Origin of the sequence: Flavobacterium fructosi, from assembly GCF_042787335.1 — a bacterium.
In the GTDB taxonomy this organism is placed as follows: domain Bacteria; phylum Bacteroidota; class Bacteroidia; order Flavobacteriales; family Flavobacteriaceae; genus Flavobacterium; species Flavobacterium fructosi.
In genome coordinates this window covers 18,176-34,889 of sequence record NZ_JBHZQA010000010.1, presented here as the reverse complement: position 1 = coordinate 34,889, position 16,714 = coordinate 18,176, and the positions used below count along the sequence as shown (strand labels likewise).

18 protein-coding genes and 1 pseudogene are annotated in these 16,714 nt (G+C 32.6%); 18 read left to right on the top strand and 1 reads right to left on the bottom strand.

The genetic code is table 11. The features are described from left to right. Nucleotides 1-8: 8 nt before the first annotated feature. Nucleotides 9-1,007 (top strand): zinc dependent phospholipase C family protein, encoded by a 999-nt coding sequence (locus ACFX5D_RS13780; protein ID WP_379858786.1) that lies wholly within the window; start codon nt 9-11, stop codon nt 1,005-1,007. Between the two features lie 61 nt (nt 1,008-1,068). Here ACFX5D_RS13780 and ACFX5D_RS13775 read toward each other — a convergent pair whose 3' ends face one another. Further along, nucleotides 1,069-3,168 (bottom strand): LTA synthase family protein, encoded by a 2,100-nt coding sequence (locus ACFX5D_RS13775; protein WP_379858785.1) that lies wholly within the window; start codon nt 3,166-3,168, stop codon nt 1,069-1,071. Nucleotides 3,169-3,337: 169 nt separating this feature from the next. Here ACFX5D_RS13775 and ACFX5D_RS13770 point away from each other — a divergent pair, with 169 nt between their 5' ends. From ACFX5D_RS13770 to hisA, 17 genes and pseudogenes are all read left to right on the top strand, one after another. Continuing rightward, nucleotides 3,338-3,769 (top strand): QcrA and Rieske domain-containing protein, encoded by a 432-nt coding sequence (locus ACFX5D_RS13770; RefSeq protein WP_379858784.1) that lies wholly within the window; start codon nt 3,338-3,340, stop codon nt 3,767-3,769. Nucleotides 3,770-3,789: 20 nt separating this feature from the next. After that, nucleotides 3,790-4,224: a thioredoxin family protein gene (locus tag ACFX5D_RS13765; RefSeq protein ID WP_379858783.1), complete on the top strand. Its 435-nt coding sequence runs from the start codon at nt 3,790-3,792 to the stop codon at nt 4,222-4,224. Between the two features lie 5 nt (nt 4,225-4,229). Beyond that, a complete protein-coding gene (locus tag ACFX5D_RS13760; RefSeq protein ID WP_379858782.1) occupies nt 4,230-5,219 on the top strand; it encodes an FAD:protein FMN transferase in 990 nt (329 codons plus the stop codon). Further along, nucleotides 5,212-5,421, top strand: coding sequence for a DUF4266 domain-containing protein (locus tag ACFX5D_RS13755; RefSeq protein ID WP_379858781.1), 210 nt, complete (start codon nt 5,212-5,214; stop codon nt 5,419-5,421). The genes ACFX5D_RS13760 and ACFX5D_RS13755 overlap by 8 nt, the downstream gene beginning before the upstream one ends. A gap of 9 nt (nt 5,422-5,430) precedes the next feature. After that, nucleotides 5,431-6,840 (top strand): DUF3570 domain-containing protein, encoded by a 1,410-nt coding sequence (locus tag ACFX5D_RS13750; RefSeq protein ID WP_379858780.1) that lies wholly within the window; start codon nt 5,431-5,433, stop codon nt 6,838-6,840. 3 nt (nt 6,841-6,843) lie between these two features. After that, nucleotides 6,844-7,179: pseudogene (locus ACFX5D_RS13745) on the top strand (response regulator transcription factor); the annotation flags it as partial. A gap of 82 nt (nt 7,180-7,261) precedes the next feature. Continuing rightward, nucleotides 7,262-7,675 (top strand): sensor histidine kinase, encoded by a 414-nt coding sequence (locus ACFX5D_RS13740; RefSeq protein WP_379858779.1) that lies wholly within the window; start codon nt 7,262-7,264, stop codon nt 7,673-7,675. Nucleotides 7,676-7,753: 78 nt separating this feature from the next. Continuing rightward, nucleotides 7,754-8,872, top strand: coding sequence for a VIT1/CCC1 transporter family protein (locus ACFX5D_RS13735; protein ID WP_379858778.1), 1,119 nt, complete (start codon nt 7,754-7,756; stop codon nt 8,870-8,872). An 84-nt stretch (nt 8,873-8,956) separates the two neighbouring features. Continuing rightward, nucleotides 8,957-9,469, top strand: a complete 513-nt coding sequence (locus ACFX5D_RS13730) for a DUF2231 domain-containing protein (protein WP_379858777.1) — start codon at nt 8,957-8,959, stop codon at nt 9,467-9,469. Nucleotides 9,470-9,747: 278 nt separating this feature from the next. After that, a complete protein-coding gene (hisG, locus tag ACFX5D_RS13725) occupies nt 9,748-10,605 on the top strand; it encodes an ATP phosphoribosyltransferase (protein WP_379858776.1) in 858 nt (285 codons plus the stop codon). A 73-nt stretch (nt 10,606-10,678) separates the two neighbouring features. Then, on the top strand, nt 10,679-11,971 hold the full coding sequence (gene hisD, locus ACFX5D_RS13720; RefSeq protein ID WP_379858775.1) for a histidinol dehydrogenase: 1,293 nt from the start codon (nt 10,679-10,681) through the stop codon (nt 11,969-11,971). Beyond that, nucleotides 11,961-13,016 carry a histidinol-phosphate transaminase gene (hisC, locus tag ACFX5D_RS13715; protein ID WP_379858774.1) on the top strand — a complete coding sequence of 352 codons (1,056 nt, stop codon included), beginning with the start codon at nt 11,961-11,963 and terminating at the stop codon, nt 13,014-13,016. Before hisD ends, hisC begins: the two co-directional genes overlap by 11 nt. Nucleotides 13,017-13,031: 15 nt before the next feature. Further along, nucleotides 13,032-13,460, top strand: a complete 429-nt coding sequence (locus ACFX5D_RS13710; protein ID WP_379858773.1) for a DUF2846 domain-containing protein — start codon at nt 13,032-13,034, stop codon at nt 13,458-13,460. A 35-nt stretch (nt 13,461-13,495) separates the two neighbouring features. After that, nucleotides 13,496-14,632, top strand: a complete 1,137-nt coding sequence (gene hisB / locus ACFX5D_RS13705) for a bifunctional histidinol-phosphatase/imidazoleglycerol-phosphate dehydratase HisB (protein WP_379858772.1) — start codon at nt 13,496-13,498, stop codon at nt 14,630-14,632. A gap of 21 nt (nt 14,633-14,653) precedes the next feature. Continuing rightward, nucleotides 14,654-15,241 carry a GNAT family N-acetyltransferase gene (locus ACFX5D_RS13700; RefSeq protein ID WP_379858771.1) on the top strand — a complete coding sequence of 196 codons (588 nt, stop codon included), beginning with the start codon at nt 14,654-14,656 and terminating at the stop codon, nt 15,239-15,241. 59 nt (nt 15,242-15,300) lie between these two features. Further along, nucleotides 15,301-15,882 (top strand): imidazole glycerol phosphate synthase subunit HisH, encoded by a 582-nt coding sequence (gene hisH / locus ACFX5D_RS13695; RefSeq protein ID WP_379858770.1) that lies wholly within the window; start codon nt 15,301-15,303, stop codon nt 15,880-15,882. 47 nt (nt 15,883-15,929) lie between these two features. After that, nucleotides 15,930-16,694, top strand: a complete 765-nt coding sequence (gene hisA, locus ACFX5D_RS13690; RefSeq protein ID WP_379858769.1) for a 1-(5-phosphoribosyl)-5-[(5-phosphoribosylamino)methylideneamino]imidazole-4-carboxamide isomerase — start codon at nt 15,930-15,932, stop codon at nt 16,692-16,694. Nucleotides 16,695-16,714 lie beyond the last annotated feature (20 nt).

Genomic DNA, 16,714 nt, shown 5'->3' with positions numbered 1-16,714 from the left:
TAAATTTAATGAAAAATTTTAAAATTAGACCTACACTTATTGCGTTATCTGTAATAAGTATTACTTTTTTTCTTTTATCTTGGGGTATTGTCGGACATGAACGAATCAACAATGCTGCAGTAATGGCGCTCCCAAAACCATTACAGACTTTTTTTTATAATCATATTGATTTTATTACGCAGGAATCAACTGTTCCAGATTTAAGAAAATCTGTTTTAAGTGACAAATCAGAAGGTCCTCGTCATTATTTTGACATGGAGAATTTTGGTGCTAATGACAGTTTTCCTAAAACTATGGAAGCTGCCAAGAAAAAATATGATGAGAAATTCTTGTCGAAAAATGGAACATTACCTTGGTACATTCAGGAAATGATGGGCAAATTGACGAAGGCCTTCAAAGAAAAAAGAAAAACTGAAATATTATTCATTGCTGCTGACCTAGGACATTATATTGGAGATGCCCATATGCCATTGCATACTTCAGACAATCATGATGGTCAAAATACCAATCAAAAAGGAATTCATTCTTTATGGGAAAGCCGTTTGCCTGAATTATTTGTAAAAGAGTATAAATTCAATGTAGAACAAGGTAAATATATTGAAAATGTAGATCAGGCAACATGGGATATTATTCTAGACACACATAATTTAGTGGAACCATTATTAGCTATTGACAAAAAATTAAGAACTGCGACTCCTGAAAATAAAATGTATGTTGTTGATGAAGCCGGAAAGATCGTAAAGAATAAATATGGTGGCATTCTATATTCTGATGAATATGCAGGTAACCTTCATACGGCTTTAGACGGCATGGTTGAGAAACAAATGAAAAAAGCGATTACTGCAACGGCTAGTTTTTGGTACACTGCTTGGGTAAATGCTGGTAAACCGGATTTAAGTAACCTTGATAATGCGGCACTTACAAAACGCAATAAAAAAGGACTAAAACAGGATTTAAAATCATTTAAAAAAGGAGATCTTTTTGGTTTAGAAAGCGAAAAAGAATAATTTATTTTCAGTAATTATTCTAAATAAAAATGGGTGAGACTAATATCTCACCCATTTTCATTTAGTTTACATTCTGATATTTCTTTTTCTTTAGAATATCCGAAGCCGTTTGATAATACGAAATAGTTTGATTTACTAAATCGGTTCTTTCCTTTACCAAAGGAATTTGATCGTAATAGATTTGAAAATCGGGGGCTGTTTTTTGCTCCTTTTTTAATGTCAATTGAAATTGTTTTACTTGTTTTTTAGGCGAAATAACCGTTAGAACGTTATCTTTTATCAATCCCAAATCCTGATACGTTGCTATTAAAGCTCTAGGTTTATAATCTGGTTTTAAGACATCCTCACCATAGAATTTACTTTGGTAATTAAAATTCAATAATCCCAATAATGTAGGCATGACATCGATTTGAGACATTAAATTCGTGTATTGTTTTGGTTGAACATAACCCGGACTGTAAATCATTGCCGGAATTCTGTATTTATCAACGGGAAGTTCTGTTTTTCCTGCACTAGAAGCACAATGATCTGCAAGAATGACAAAAACAGTATTAGCAAACCAAGGTTGCTTGCTCGCCATTTCGAAGAATTTCTTCATCGAAAAATCTGTATATTTTACGCCACCATCACGAGATTTGGCATCTCCTGGAATATCAATTTTATTGTTGGGATACGTAAATGGTCGGTGATTACTTACCGTCATAATGTGGTTAAAGAACGGCTTGTTTTGCTTAGCTTCAACATTCATGACCTTAATGGCTTTATTGTACATGTCCTCGTCACAAACGCCCCATACATTCGCAAAAGTAATTTCTTCAGGAGTGAATGTTTTTTTATCCACTATTCCGTAGCCATTTCCGATATAAAAATCTTCCATGTTATCAAAGAAAGCATCACCACCATAAAGGAATTTTACATTGTATCCTTTCTGTTTAAAGATATTTCCAGTTGAAAATTTGTTTTTATTATCTTTTCTTTTTACCACACTTTCACCAGCAGTAGGCGGGAAACACAAAGTTACGGCTTCAAGACCTCGAACGGTTCTATTCCCCACGGCATAAAGATTAGTAAACATTAAACTTTTTGTTGCTAAACTATCCAAGAACGGAGTAAGATTTGACTCATTTCCGTATGCTTTCATAAAATCAGCACTGTAACTTTCGATGGTAATTAATACTACATTCTTATGATTCTCTGTAGCTTCATTTTGAATTTTACGTAAAGAAGTTTCTCCTGAAATTCCAGGAATTTGTTCTTGCAACAAAGTATATGCTTCTTTTTCTGGTAATGTTTTATAGAATTTAAAATAGTCTAATTCACTATTTTTAAAGGCTAAAAAGAATTTATATATTCCATTTGCTTCTAATTCATTCGCAAAAATATTCTGAGAATTTTCCTGAGTCGCTAAAACTGGTATTGCGAATAAAGAAAGTCCAAAAAGAGTAAGATATATTCCGGATAATTGTATTTTTTGGATAAAAGTTGGGATGTTGTCAATATAACTTCTCGATCTTCTTACAATTATATAGGTTATTAAACCCGCAACAATAAACAATGCGCTGAATATAGGAATAACAGGGTAAGACTGCATAATATTACCGATAACCTCATTGGTATAAACCAAATAATTTACGGCTATAAAATTATATTTTACACCAAATTCATTCCAGAAAAAGTATTCACTGATTCCATTTTGCAAAATTAAAACGACATACAAGAAAATGACAAATGTGAATAACCAGAACCTGATTTGACTGCGATATTTTGGTAAAAAGAGTAATAACCCAAATAAAATTGTTTTTATGGCAATGAAAGCAATTCCAATTGTAGGCAAAGCTCCGCCATATTCATTAAGAATCGTGTTGCCAAATGACACATATAACAAAAAAGCTACTAATAATCCGAAAAATAGGTAACCGTAAGGGTTAAAGTATTTTGAATTGGAAATAAAAATCAGGTATAACCATAAAAAGCCACTCACCAATACAAAAATGAAAAAGTCAGAAATCAATCCAAAACCGAATATTTTAATGATATCGATAAAACTAAATGAGCTTTGAGTAATAGGATGAAATAATAAAACTATTCTTAAAACTATACTTACAATAATATAGAAAAGCATAAGATTGTAAAATGGGGAAAACTTTTTTGAAAGCGTCATTGGAAGTTATTTTTTACAAAAATACTAATTTGAAACAATAAAAGCATTAAGTGCTAGATGTATTGCATTCTTAATTTTGGCTTAAGAAGGTTAATTTTCAACAATTTTCTTTTATATTTAGAGTTAATTTGTACAGTAGCAATAGTATTAATAAAAAAAATAATTAAATATGAATAGAAAAGAATTTTTTTCAAGGGTTGGGTTTGGAGCAGCGGCCGCATTACTACCTGCATGTATAGCGGGACTAGCTTCTAGTTGTTCCAGTGATAATTCCACTTCACCATCGCCAGCACCGGCACCAAGTGGAGTAGATTTTTTGCTTGATGTGAGTTCAGGTTCATTAGCAACAAATGGAGGATATTTAGTATCACAAGGTATTGTTGTTGCAAGAACTAATTCAGGAACTTTCATTGCAGTATCAGCTGCGTGTACACATGAAGGCACTAATGTAAATTACGTTGCATCAGCAAATGATTTCCTTTGTCCAAATCATGGAGCGCAGTTTAGTAGTACAGGTGTGGTTACACGTGGTCCGGCAAACACAAATTTGAAACAATACAATACTTCATTGACCGGAAACTCTCTTAGAGTATATTCATAAATAAAAAACGAAAATAAATCATGAAAAAAACAATGGTATTAATGTTACTTTTTTTTGTAACAATTGGTTATTCACAAGAATGGAAAACTAATTTTGAGGTTACAAAAACGGAGGCAAATAACCAGAATAAAAATATTTTACTCGTTTTTTCTGGTTCAGATTGGTGCGGACCTTGTATTAAGCTCGATAGAGACATCTGGAAATCGGCCGAGTTTATGGAATATGCAAAAAATAATCTAATTCTAGAACGCGCAGATTTCCCGAAGAAAAAGCAAAATCAATTGTCTCCGGAAATAAAAAAACAGAACCAAAGTTTGGCAGAGAAATATAATAAAGATGGAATGTTTCCATTAGTTGTCGTTTTGGACAAAAATGGAAAGGTATTGGCAAAAACAGGTTATAAAAAAGTTTCTCCCACAGAATATGTTGACCTGCTTAATTCATTTATAAAGTAATAATAATGAGATTAATTATTTTTATTTCTTTTCTCTTGGCCGGTACTTTCGGATCAGCTCAAGTAACGCAAAAAAGGACTTTATCGATGTTAGGCAGCCCTTTTGAGATGACTGTTGTGGCAAAAGATATTCCGGAGGCTGATTATTATATAGATATGTCAGTTGCAGAAGTATCTCGAATTGAAAATCTAATTTCTGATTGGATTCCAACAACTCCAATTTCACAGGTTAACAAATTTGCAGGGATAAAACCAGTTAAAGTACCTAAAGAAGTTTTTGATTTAGTAGAACGCTCGATAAAAATATCAGAATTAACTTCAGGTGCTTTTGATATTAGTTATGCTTCTATGGATAAGATTTGGAAATTTGACGGAAGTATGACTAAAATGCCAACTCCAGAAGAGATAAAAAATTCTGTTTCAAAAGTCGGATATAAAAATATAATTTTAGACCATAAGAACAATACCCTATTTCTAAAATTTGACGGTATGAAACTGGGTTTAGGCGGAATTGGACAAGGATTTATAGCAGATAAAATTAAAACTTTACTAATTTCTAAAGGTGTTGTTGCCGGAATCGTAAACATCTCGGGAGACATTAATACATGGGGGAAACAGACCAATGGGGAGAAATGGAAAGTAGGTATTAAGAACCCTTTAAACAAAAATAAAATATTTGCAACATTTCCATTAGAGGATAGCGCTGTAGAAACATCAGGAAGCTATGAGAAATTTGTAACTTTCAACGGAAAAAGATATTCCCATATAATTGACACAAGAACAGGTTATCCTTCATCTGGTGTTATAAGTGTATCTGTTTTTGCAAAAACAACGGAATTAGCGGATGCTTTAGCAACTGGTATATTTGTTTTAGGAGTTGATGTTGGATTAGATTTAGTAAATCAGTTACCGGGAATTGGTTGTATTTATGTTGATGATAACGGAAAAATATTTTCCTCAAAAAATATAGATTTAAAAAAATATAAAGATGAATAAAGCAGTGCTTTTTATAATTCTAATAGTTGTAATGCAATCTTGTGTAGCGGTAAAAGAATATGATAAACAATTTATCAATGATCCGGATATGAAGTTAAGTGCAAAAACCGCAGAACGATATGAGACTACTTTTCAAGTGTATCGGGAAGCTGCTGCTGGAGCAAATGGAGGAAAAACTGGTGGTGGCTGTGGTTGTAATTAAGTAAGTGTCATGAAAAAAAGAATATATTTAATTGTTTTATTAGTAAATGTAGCTGCGATGGCTCAAACTCAAGATACGACAACAACTTTTAAGAAAAGAGTTTTAGAAAATACAGAAGTTGATTTTTTATCCAGCTATTACAAACAAGACGGAGTGCACTCTCCTGTTGCTGGGGGAATTGGTTCTGAAAAGTTAACTGATATTGCTTCTAATATCGTTGTAGCTGTGCCATTAAATGAAGATGATGTTTTGACATTTGATGTTGGAATTTCTGCATATACTTCAGCATCATCAAGTAATATAAACCCATTTAATGCTACAGGTGCATCTGGTTCCGGGAATTCGACAGGTCCATATGGAACGCCTTGGCAGGCATCCTCGGGTGCTTCTGGAAATGATGAATTGGCCTCAATCGTTACAAATTATAGTCATAGTTCTGATAGTAGAAATACAATTTGGAGCGTAGATGTTTCATTTTCCAATGAATATGACTATACTTCCGTTGGTTTTGGCGGAGGGTTAACCAAATTATTCAATGAAAAAAATACGGAAATAGGCTTAAAAGTAAATGCGTATTTAGATCAATGGAGACCTATCTATCCTACAGAATTACATGAGTATTCATTATATGTAAATAATTTCCAGAATCAAGGTTATTTTTTTGGAGTGACGATTATGGATCAGAATGGGAATGCCTCAAATGGTTATTTGCCTTCTGCTTTTACAACTTATAATACCAAAAATAGAAATTCATATTCGGCGTCTTTATCTTTCTCACAAATACTTTCAAAAAGGATTCAAATGTCAATATTCATGGATGTTCTAAAACAAGAAGGATTATTGGCTACACCTTATCAAAGAGTTTATTTTTTAGATAAATCAAATTATTATATTGGACAAGCGCAGTATATCCCTGTATATGAAACACCGGAAAATAAAGGCGTTTACAGACTTGCGGATGATATTGAACGATTGCCAAATACTCGTTTTAAAGTTCCAATAGGTGCAAGAATCAATTTTTATGTAAATGAATATATAGTTGCCAAGACGTATTATAGATATTACGAAGATAATTGGGGTGTTCAGGCTCATACCGCTTCTATTGAATTACCAATTAAATTAGGAGAGAAATTTACAGTTTATCCTATGTACAGATATTATGTGCAAACAGCATCCGACTATTTTGCTCCTTTTGAAAAGCATATTTCAACTGAAAAATACTATACTTCAGACTACGATTTATCAGCATTTAATGCCAGTCAGTATGGCTTGGGCGTAAGCTATTTAGATATTTTGCTAGGTTCCAAAATTTGGAAATTTGGATTAAAAAATATCGATTTCAGATACAATCATTATGTTAGAAATGATGGTTTAAATGCAAACATTGTATCCTTAGGTGTTAAATTTATAATGCAATAAATGTTGCATATTTTAATTGTCGAAGATGAAATTGGTATTATACAATTCCTTAAACAGGGACTAGAAGAAGAAGGCTATAAAATTACCTTCGCAACAGATGGATTACAAGGATTTGAATTAATTCAAAAAGAAAAATTTGATCTGATATTATTGGATTGGATGCTTCCAAAAATGACTGGTTTAGAGCTTTGTAATGCGGTTCGATTAAAAGATAACAGTACACCAATTATTTTTTTAACGGCCAAAGATACTCTTCAGGAAACAATAGAAGGGCTGAAAGCCGGAGCCAATGATTATATAAGAAAACCGTTCAGTTTTGACGAATTAACGGAGCGAATTATTACTATTAGCACGATTTGAAAATCAAAAATTATCTATAAGGATTAAAAAAATTAATCTTATTCAGATTGTAAATGAAATATTGAGTCGTTTTGCTTCAAAAATAAAACAGAAAAACATCACTATTAAGCAGGACTTTGAAAAGGAGTATTACATTGAATCAGATTTGTATTTTCTTTCTATTGTTTTAAATAATTTGATTTCAAATGCTTTAAAATATTCTAATGCTAATAGTTCGATCTACATATTATATAATAATGTAAAATCGACAACTTTTTTTGAAATTGTTGACAATGGTATCGGAATTTCTGAAAATGAAATAGACAAAGTATTTCATTCCTTTTATAGAACAACAAATTCAACAAATATTCCAGAAATTAAAGGAATAGGTCTAGGTTTATCAATTACTAAAAGAATTTGTGATATGCTAAAAGTAGAGATTGAAATTTCAAGTAAAGAAAATATTGGCACTCAAGTAAAACTAAGTGTAAGCTAAAACCGCTAAATATTTATAAAAAAATGAGAATAGGTTTATATTGAAAAAAGTTTGTCTTTTAAATGAAAAAAAATAACTATGGATTTAAATAAACTAAAAGGTCAATTACAAACAGAAGTAGATACTGCTTTTTTGTATGAGAGTATTGCTTCAATACAATCGGATGGTAATCTGACAAGAGTTTTACAAAGTTTATCTGATATTGAAGAGGGACATGCACAACATATGCTCAATAAAATATTGACATTTGAGTCCAATTATCAAATGCCCTTGCCTTCATCACGCGCAAAAGTACAGTTGAAGTTGGGTAAACTTTTTGGATATAATTCAATCATTAGTAGCCTTTCAAGTATTGAAAAACAATTTGCAGTAAATGCAATCAAAAATAAAATTGAAAGTGGAGAGAAGCCTACAGGTTTTGAACACAACCATCTTAAGATTATAGAAGCTGTAAATAATAATGCTGCGCTAAATGTTTCTGGAGGTTTTTTATCTAAATTCGAAAGTCGACATAAGTCTGTTGGAGGGAATGCATTGCGAGCAGCGGTTTTAGGATCTAATGATGGATTGGTTTCTAATATGAGTTTGGTTATGGGAGTTGCCGGTGCCGCCGTTTCTAATAATACGATATTATTGACTGGGATTGCAGGACTTTTGGCAGGAGCAATCTCTATGGCATTAGGAGAATGGCTTTCGGTACAAAGTTCTCGAGAATTAAACCAACGCCAAATTGACTTAGAAACAGAAGAACTGGAAGCTTCGCCGGAAGAAGAGAAAAAAGAACTGGTTTTATTATATCAAGCCAAAGGAATGAACATCGTTGAAGCTCAAAAACTAGCTGATAAAGCATTTGAAAATCCACAAACAGCCATAGACGCAATTATTACAGAAGAATTGGGAATCGATAAAGAAGAATTAGGAGGCTCTGCATGGGAAGCAGCTATAGCATCTTTTGTTTTATTTTCAATAGGGGCGATTATTCCATTATATCCGTTTATGTTTTTAGATGGGAAAAATGCGATTTTATTGAGTATTGGAAGCAGTATGATAGGCCTTTTCGGAATTGGGGCCGCAATAACATTATTAACTGGGAAAAGTATTATGTTTTCGGGACTTAGACAAGTATCTTTCGGATTGGTAGCAGCAGCGGTAACCTATGGAATAGGTTCATTAATTGGTGTTTCATTAGCAGGATAGAACAAATAATTCAAAGGAGAACAATAAATAGATAGTTGCGCTTAACTTTACATTTTTAAACACTTAAATAAAATATATTATATTATGAATGACGCACACTTACACATGGTAGTTAACCATTTTCCTATTATCGGAACGATTTTAGGTCTAGGGATATTAATTACGGGAATAATTTTAAAAAATAATTCTGTTAAAAATACCGCTTACTTTCTATTCATTGTTGCAGCACTTTTTGCGCTAGCAAGCATGGCTACAGGTGATGGAGCAGAGGAATTGGTTGAAGACATGCCTAACATAGGTAAAAGTATTATCCATGAACATGAAGAAATAGCAGAAAAGTTAGCGATTGCATTGTATTTACTTGGAGCAATTTCAATTATGGGTATAATTTTAACCATAAAAAATCATCCAAAAGCAAAATTTATATCATTCGTCGCGGTTGTTATAGGAGTAGCAACTACGTATATAGCAACCTTAGTAGGGACTTCAGGAGGAGAGATTCGCCACACTGAAATTAGAGATGATGCACTTACAACCAAAGTTAGTCCTGCAGGTTCTATTTCTAAAGAAGAAAGCAAAGAAAATGACGAGAAATAATTTTTAACAATTTAGTTGCATTAAGTTAAATATAAAATAGCATTCTAAGTAAAATAACTCTTATATTTGCAACAGAAATTAAATTCTAAAATAAACAAATGTTTACAATTCAATTACATCATCATCATTCCCATTATTGCTCTCAAGCGATGTGTTAATGTTATGTGTGTAAATCATCATAATCTAAAAACCCGTTTGAGTACATCAAACGGGTTTTTTATTGCCTAATATTTGTACTCAAGCCTAATATTCAAAAACAAAAAACTAAAACAAAAAAAATGAGTACACTAAAAATTGCAATTCAAAAATCAGGACGTTTAAATGAAGACAGCATACAAATTCTCAAAGATGCCGGAATTTCAATCGATAATGGGATCGATCAATTAAAAGCCGAAGCATCAAATTTCCCTTTAGAGGTTTTATATTTAAGAAATTCGGATATTCCTCAATATTTAATAGATGGAGTTGTGGATATTGCTATTGTTGGCGATAATTTATTAGTTGAAAAAGGAAACGATATTGAAGTAATTCAAAAATTAGGTTTTTCAAAATGTAAAGTATCCGTTGCTGTACCTAAAGCATTTGATTACAAATCAGTTCAAGATTTAGATGGTATGCGTATTGCAACTTCCTACCCTAAAACAGTCCTTGATTTTTTTAATTCTAAAGGCGTAACAGTCGATATTCACCAGATCTCAGGTTCGGTAGAAATAGCTCCAAATATTGGTTTAGCTGATGCTATTGTTGATATTGTTTCCAGTGGAAGTACATTATTTAAAAATAATCTAAAAGAGGTTGAAGTTATTTTTAAAAGTGAAGCGGTGTTGGCTGTTTCTCCAAAAGTAAGTCCTGAATCTCAAAAAATAATAGACACTTTAAAATTTAGAATCGAATCTGTTTTAAGAGCAAGAAAATCGAAGTATATCTTGATGAATGTACCAAATGAGAAAATTGATGCTGTTGGAAAAATTCTTCCGGTATTACGAAGTTTAACCGTTTTGCCTTTGGCACAAGAAGGATGGAGCAGTGTACACTCTGTAATTGATAAAGATACTTTCTGGGATGTGATTGATCAATTGAAAGAAGTTGGTGCCGAAGGTATTTTGGTTTGTCCAATTGAGAAAATGGTTCTGTAGAATTATATATGATATGATTTAAAAGTAAAATCTTTCAATTTTTAAATCATTTAATCCTTGAATACAATTAAAAATGAATAAAATATTCAATCCAAAACCGGAAACTTGGTCTTCTATTTTAGGAAGACCAACTAAGACTGTTGATGATATCGAAGCAACAGTAAAAGAAATTTTTTCAGAAGTACAAAAGAAGGGTGATCTTGCCGTTGCAAAATACACGTCGCTTTTTGACGGTGCCATTATCGAAAATTTAGAAGTTTCTAAAGCCGAAATTGACGAGGCTATTGCTTCCATTTCTTCCGAATTAAAAGAAGCAATTTCACTTGCGAAGTCAAACATTAAAAAATTTCATACGGCTCAAAAAACAGATATAGTTTCTGTAGAAACAATTGAAGGAGTAAATTGCTGGCAGGAAAAAAGACCTATTCAAAAAATTGGTTTATACATTCCAGGAGGAACTGCGCCATTATTTTCTACTGTTTTGATGTTAGCTGTTCCAGCAGAAATTGCCGGTTGTAGCGAAGTTATTTTGTGTTCCCCTCCTGATAAAAACGGAAATATTAATCCTGCAATATTGTATGCTGCGAATCTATGTGGCGTAACCAAAATTTTAAAAGTTGGCGGAATTCAGGCTATTGCCGGAATGACTTTTGGAACGGAAACAATTCCGAAAGTGTATAAAATTTTTGGGCCCGGAAATCAATATGTGACGGTTGCTAAACAATTAGCTACACAATTTGGCGTGGCAATTGATATGCCGGCCGGTCCATCAGAATTATTGATTGTTGCTGATGATACGGCAGTTCCTGCTTTTGTAGCTTCGGATTTATTGTCACAAGCAGAACACGGAGCAGACAGTCAGGTAATTTTGGTTTCGACTTCCAGAAAATTAATTGAGGCTGTAGAGGCTGAAATTCAAATTCAAATGGAAGCTTTACCAAGAAAATCCATCGCTGAAAAAGCCATTGCCAATTCTAAATTAATTTTTATTGAAAACGATACTATTGCTTTAGAATTAATCAATGAATATGGTCCGGAACATTTTATCATTTGTTCAGAATTTGATGATTTTTATAGCAATGGCGTTCAAAATGCAGGTTCTGTATTTATAGGAAATTATACACCTGAAAGTGCTGGAGATTACGCTTCAGGAACCAATCATACCTTGCCAACTAACGGTTATGCCAAGAATTATAGCGGAGTGAATCTGGATAGTTTCACTAAAGCAATGACTTTTCAAAAAATATCGCAAAAGGGAATACAAAACATAGGTAAAGCCATTGAAATCATGGCTGAAGCTGAAGGATTACAAGCACACAAAAATGCAGTTACATTACGATTAAAAGCGATTGAAGATGGAAAATAATTTCGATATAAATAATTTAGTTAGAGAAAACGTAAAGCAATTAAAACCCTATTCTTCGGCACGTGATGAATTTGAAGATTTTGATACTGCGGATATGATTTTTTTGGATGCCAATGAAAACCCGTTTGAAAATGGTGTAAATAGGTATCCTGATCCACAACAAATGAGTGTAAAAGGAATTTTGGCAAAACAAAAAAATGTCAAAACGAATCAGATTTTATTGGGAAACGGAAGTGATGAAGTGTTGGATTTGTTATTCAGAGCTTTTTGTGAACCAAAAAAAGACAATGTAATTACTTTACCACCAACATACGGGATGTATGGCGTATTGGCTAATATCAATGCAGTTGAAAATAAAGAAGTATTACTTTCAGAAGATTTTCAACTGCAAATTGAGAAAATCATGCTAGCTGTTGATGAACATACTAAAATCATCTTTTTATGTTCGCCAAATAACCCAACCGGGAATTCATTTTCGGATGAAAGCGTAGCCTATTTGTTGAAAAACTTCAATGGTTTGGTTGTGATTGATGAAGCGTATATTGACTTTTCGAAGAAAGATAGTTGGATCAATGAATTAGACGAATATCCAAATTTAGTTATTACTCAAACACTATCAAAAGCGTACGGTTTGGCAGGAATTAGATTGGGAATTTGTTATGCATCTGCGGAAGTAATTTCTGTTTTAAACAAAATAAAACCACCTTACAATGTGAATGAGTTGACTCAAAAAAGAGCTTTGGAAAGATTAGATAATACAGATAAAATAAAAACTGAAATTCAATCTATAATAATAGAAAGAGAAGTATTACTTAAAGTGTTACTTGATATTAAATTTGTCGAAAAAATTTATCCTACAGAAGCCAATTTTATTTTGATAAAAGTGGATGATGCCAATAAAAGATACGATCAATTGATTGCAAAAGGAATTGTAATTCGGAACCGAACCACCCAACCACTTTGTGAAAATACATTGCGTTTAACTGTTGGAACAGAGAATGAGAATAAGAAGTTGATTGAGGTGTTATTAGCAATTAGTAAATAACTTAATTAAAACGAAATGAAGAAAATAAATAAACACCTGTTGTTAAGCTTTTTAATTTTTTTGTGTTTCACTTCTTTTATCAATGCTCAACACAAAGAAAAAACTGGTAAAATCTATTTCCTACGTTCTACAGGTATTTCTGGCTCTGGTTCAGCATTCAAAATGTTTATTGATGATAAATTTGTTTGTAAACTGAATAATAAAAAATACTCCGTACATGAAGTTGCTGAAGGAAAGCATAATTGTTTTGTTAAAGGTGGCAGAAAGAAGCCAGGGGAAAGTGCTGAAAAATTTGAAGTTCAAGTTGAAGCAGGAAAAATAACCTATGTTCAATTAGTTTATGAAATAGGTATTTTTGAGTACTACCTTTATTTTAAAGAAGTTATTGAGGAAATAGCCTTAAAGAAAATAGAAAAAATGTCAGAAGACACAAAATGTTTTTAATATAATTTTACAGTAGATAACTAAGACATAGCTAAATGAAAAAAATACTTTTTATAGATCGTGATGGAACAATGGTTTTGGAACCAAATGATTATCAATTAGACAGTTTCGAAAAATTAGAATTTTATCCTAAAGCTTTTCAATATCTTGGGAAAATTGCTTTGGAACTAAATTTTGAACTTGTAATGGTGACCAATCAAGATGGTTTGGGAACTGATTCTCATCCGGAAATTAACTTTTGGCCCGTGCATAATTTAATCATGAAAGCTTTTGAAAATGAAGGCGTTGTATTCAAAGAAGTATTAATCGACAAAACATTTCCGCACGAAAATGCACCAACGCGCAAACCTGCACTAGGTTTGTTGACAAAATACATTGATAATCCGGAGTATGATTTAGCAAATTCATTCGTAATAGGTGATAGAATAACAGATGTTGAATTAGCCAAAAATTTAGGTTCAAAAGCGATTTTCATCAATACGGACGAAGAATTGGGTGGGAATGAGATTTCTTCTAAAAGACACGAATTAGATTCTGTTATTGCTTTACAAACTACAGATTGGAAAACAATTTATGAATTTTTGAAATTAGAGGAACGTTCTGCTTCCATAGAAAGAAAAACCAACGAGACAGATATTTCCATCAACTTAAACCTGGATGGAACGGGTAAAAGCAAAATCGATACCGGAATTGCTTTCTTTGACCACATGCTGGATCAAATTGCCCGTCACGGACAAATGGATTTAGAAATCCTCGTAAAAGGAGATTTAGAAGTAGATGAACACCACACGATTGAAGATACTGCAATTGCGCTTGGCGAAGTTTTTGCAAAAGCATTAGGGAATAAATTAGGAATAGAACGTTACGGATTTTGTTTGCCAATGGACGATTGTTTGGCGCAAGTTGCGATTGATTTTGGAGGCAGAAACTGGCTGATTTGGGAAACCGAATTCAAACGGGAGATGGTAGGGAAAATGCCAACAGAGATGTTTTATCATTTTTTCAAATCTTTCTCAGATGGTGCTAAAGCGAACATTAACATCAAAGCAGAAGGAACGAACGAACATCACAAGATTGAAGCCATTTTTAAAGCTTTTGCAAAAGCAATAAAAGTAGCCGTAAAACGAGATACGGAAAAGATGATTTTGCCATCAACAAAAGGAATGCTTTAAAAATTTAAATTGATTTAGATAATGAAAGATTTTTTGAATAAACAAATTCAACTAGAAAATAACAGAGTACTTTTAATTCCGTTTTCGAATCAAAAAGCAGAAGAATTAAAAACTATAATTTTTGATGATGAAGTTTGGGAATATATGGGGATGTATGTTAAAACTGAAAAGGATTTTAATGATTATATCAAAGATATGCTTCAAAAACATTCTAAAACAGCGTATTCTTTTTTAATTATTGACAAATTGACCAATGAAATTGCAGGAAGCACTAGTTTTGGCAATATAAATTTCAACAGCCAAAAACTTGAAATCGGTTGGACATGGTATGGCAAAAAATTTCAAGGAACAGGTTTAAATAAAGCGTGTAAATTTGAGTTGCTTAAATATGGATTTGAGCAAATTGGCTTAAGAAGAATTCAATTTAGTGCCGATTTAGAAAATATCAAATCCCAAAAAGCGATAGAAAAACTGGGTGCTATCCAAGAAGGAATTTTTAGAAATAATTATATTGATTCTTTGGGAAAAAGTAAGGATGATGTCTATTACAGCATTATAAAAGAAGACTGGGAAAATAGTAAAGAACGATTTTTTTCGGAATATCTATAGAAATAATAAAATTAACAAGCGAATACGATTTTGAAATTGAGTTTGGAGTAATAAAAAACATGAAAATAGTAATCATAAATTACGGAGCAGGAAATATTCAAAGTATTATGTTTGCCATCGAAAGATTGGGATTCAAAGCCGTTTTGAGTAATAATCCGGATGAAATTAGAGCAGCTGATAAAGTGATTTTTCCGGGCGTTGGAGAAGCGAGTTCAGCAATGAAAATGCTTTTAGAAAGTGGTTTAGAGACTTTGATTCCTACCTTGACACAACCCGTTTTAGGAATTTGTTTGGGAATGCAATTGATGTGCAACAAATCGGAGGAAGGGAATACTAAAGGTTTGGGGATTTTTGATGTTGATGTGATTAAGTTCACACCAAAAGTGAAAGTGCCACAAATGGGATGGAACCAAATTTACAATTTGAAATCCTCTTTATTTGAAGGAATTAATGAAAATGAATACATGTATTTAGTACATAGTTTTTATGCCCCCAATTGTTCTGAAGCCATTGCTACAACGGATTATGAAGTAGAATACGCCTCGGCTTTGCAGAAGGATAATTTCTATGGAACACAATTTCACCCGGAGAAAAGTGGCGATATTGGAGAACAAATTTTGGCGAATTTTTTAAACCTTTAAGTTGAGTCTTTAAGACTTTCGACTTTCAAACTTTAAGACTAATTAAAATGAGAATAATACCCGCAATAGATATCATTGATGGAAAATGTGTTCGCTTGTCAAAAGGTGATTACAATACCAAAATTATATATAATGAAAACCCACTTGAGGTGGCCAAATCATTTGAAGCACATGGAATTGAGTACTTGCATTTGGTTGATTTGGACGGTGCAAAGTCAAGCCAAATTGTCAATTATAAAATATTGGAACAAATTGCCTCGAAAACCAAATTAAAAATTGATTTTGGTGGTGGATTAAAATCGGATTCCGATTTAAAAATTGCTTTTGAAAGTGGCGCAAATCAAATTACCGGAGGAAGTATTGCCGTAAAAAACAGAGCACTATTCGAAAAATGGATTGCGGAGTATGGTTCTGATAAAATTATTTTGGGAGCAGATGCCAACAATGAAAAAGTAGCGGTCTCTGGTTGGCTTGAGGATTCTAATGAAGATTTGGTTCCTTTTATCCAAGAGTATCAAAACAAAGGAATTCAGTACGTGATTTGTACGGATATTGCCAAAGACGGCATGCTTGAAGGGCCATCTTTTGATTTATATAAAAAAATACTTGATGAATGCAATGTCACTTCGAGCGGAGTCGAGAAGTTGGCACATGCCAACGGCATAAAATTGATTGCTTCGGGAGGAATTTCTACTTTTGATGAATTACCAAAACTAGCCGAATTGGGCTGTGAAGGAACAATAATTGGTAAGGCAATTTATGAAGGACGAATTTCATTGAAACAACTGGAACACTATATAATTAACAACTAGTTAAACTTAAAGTATAAAAT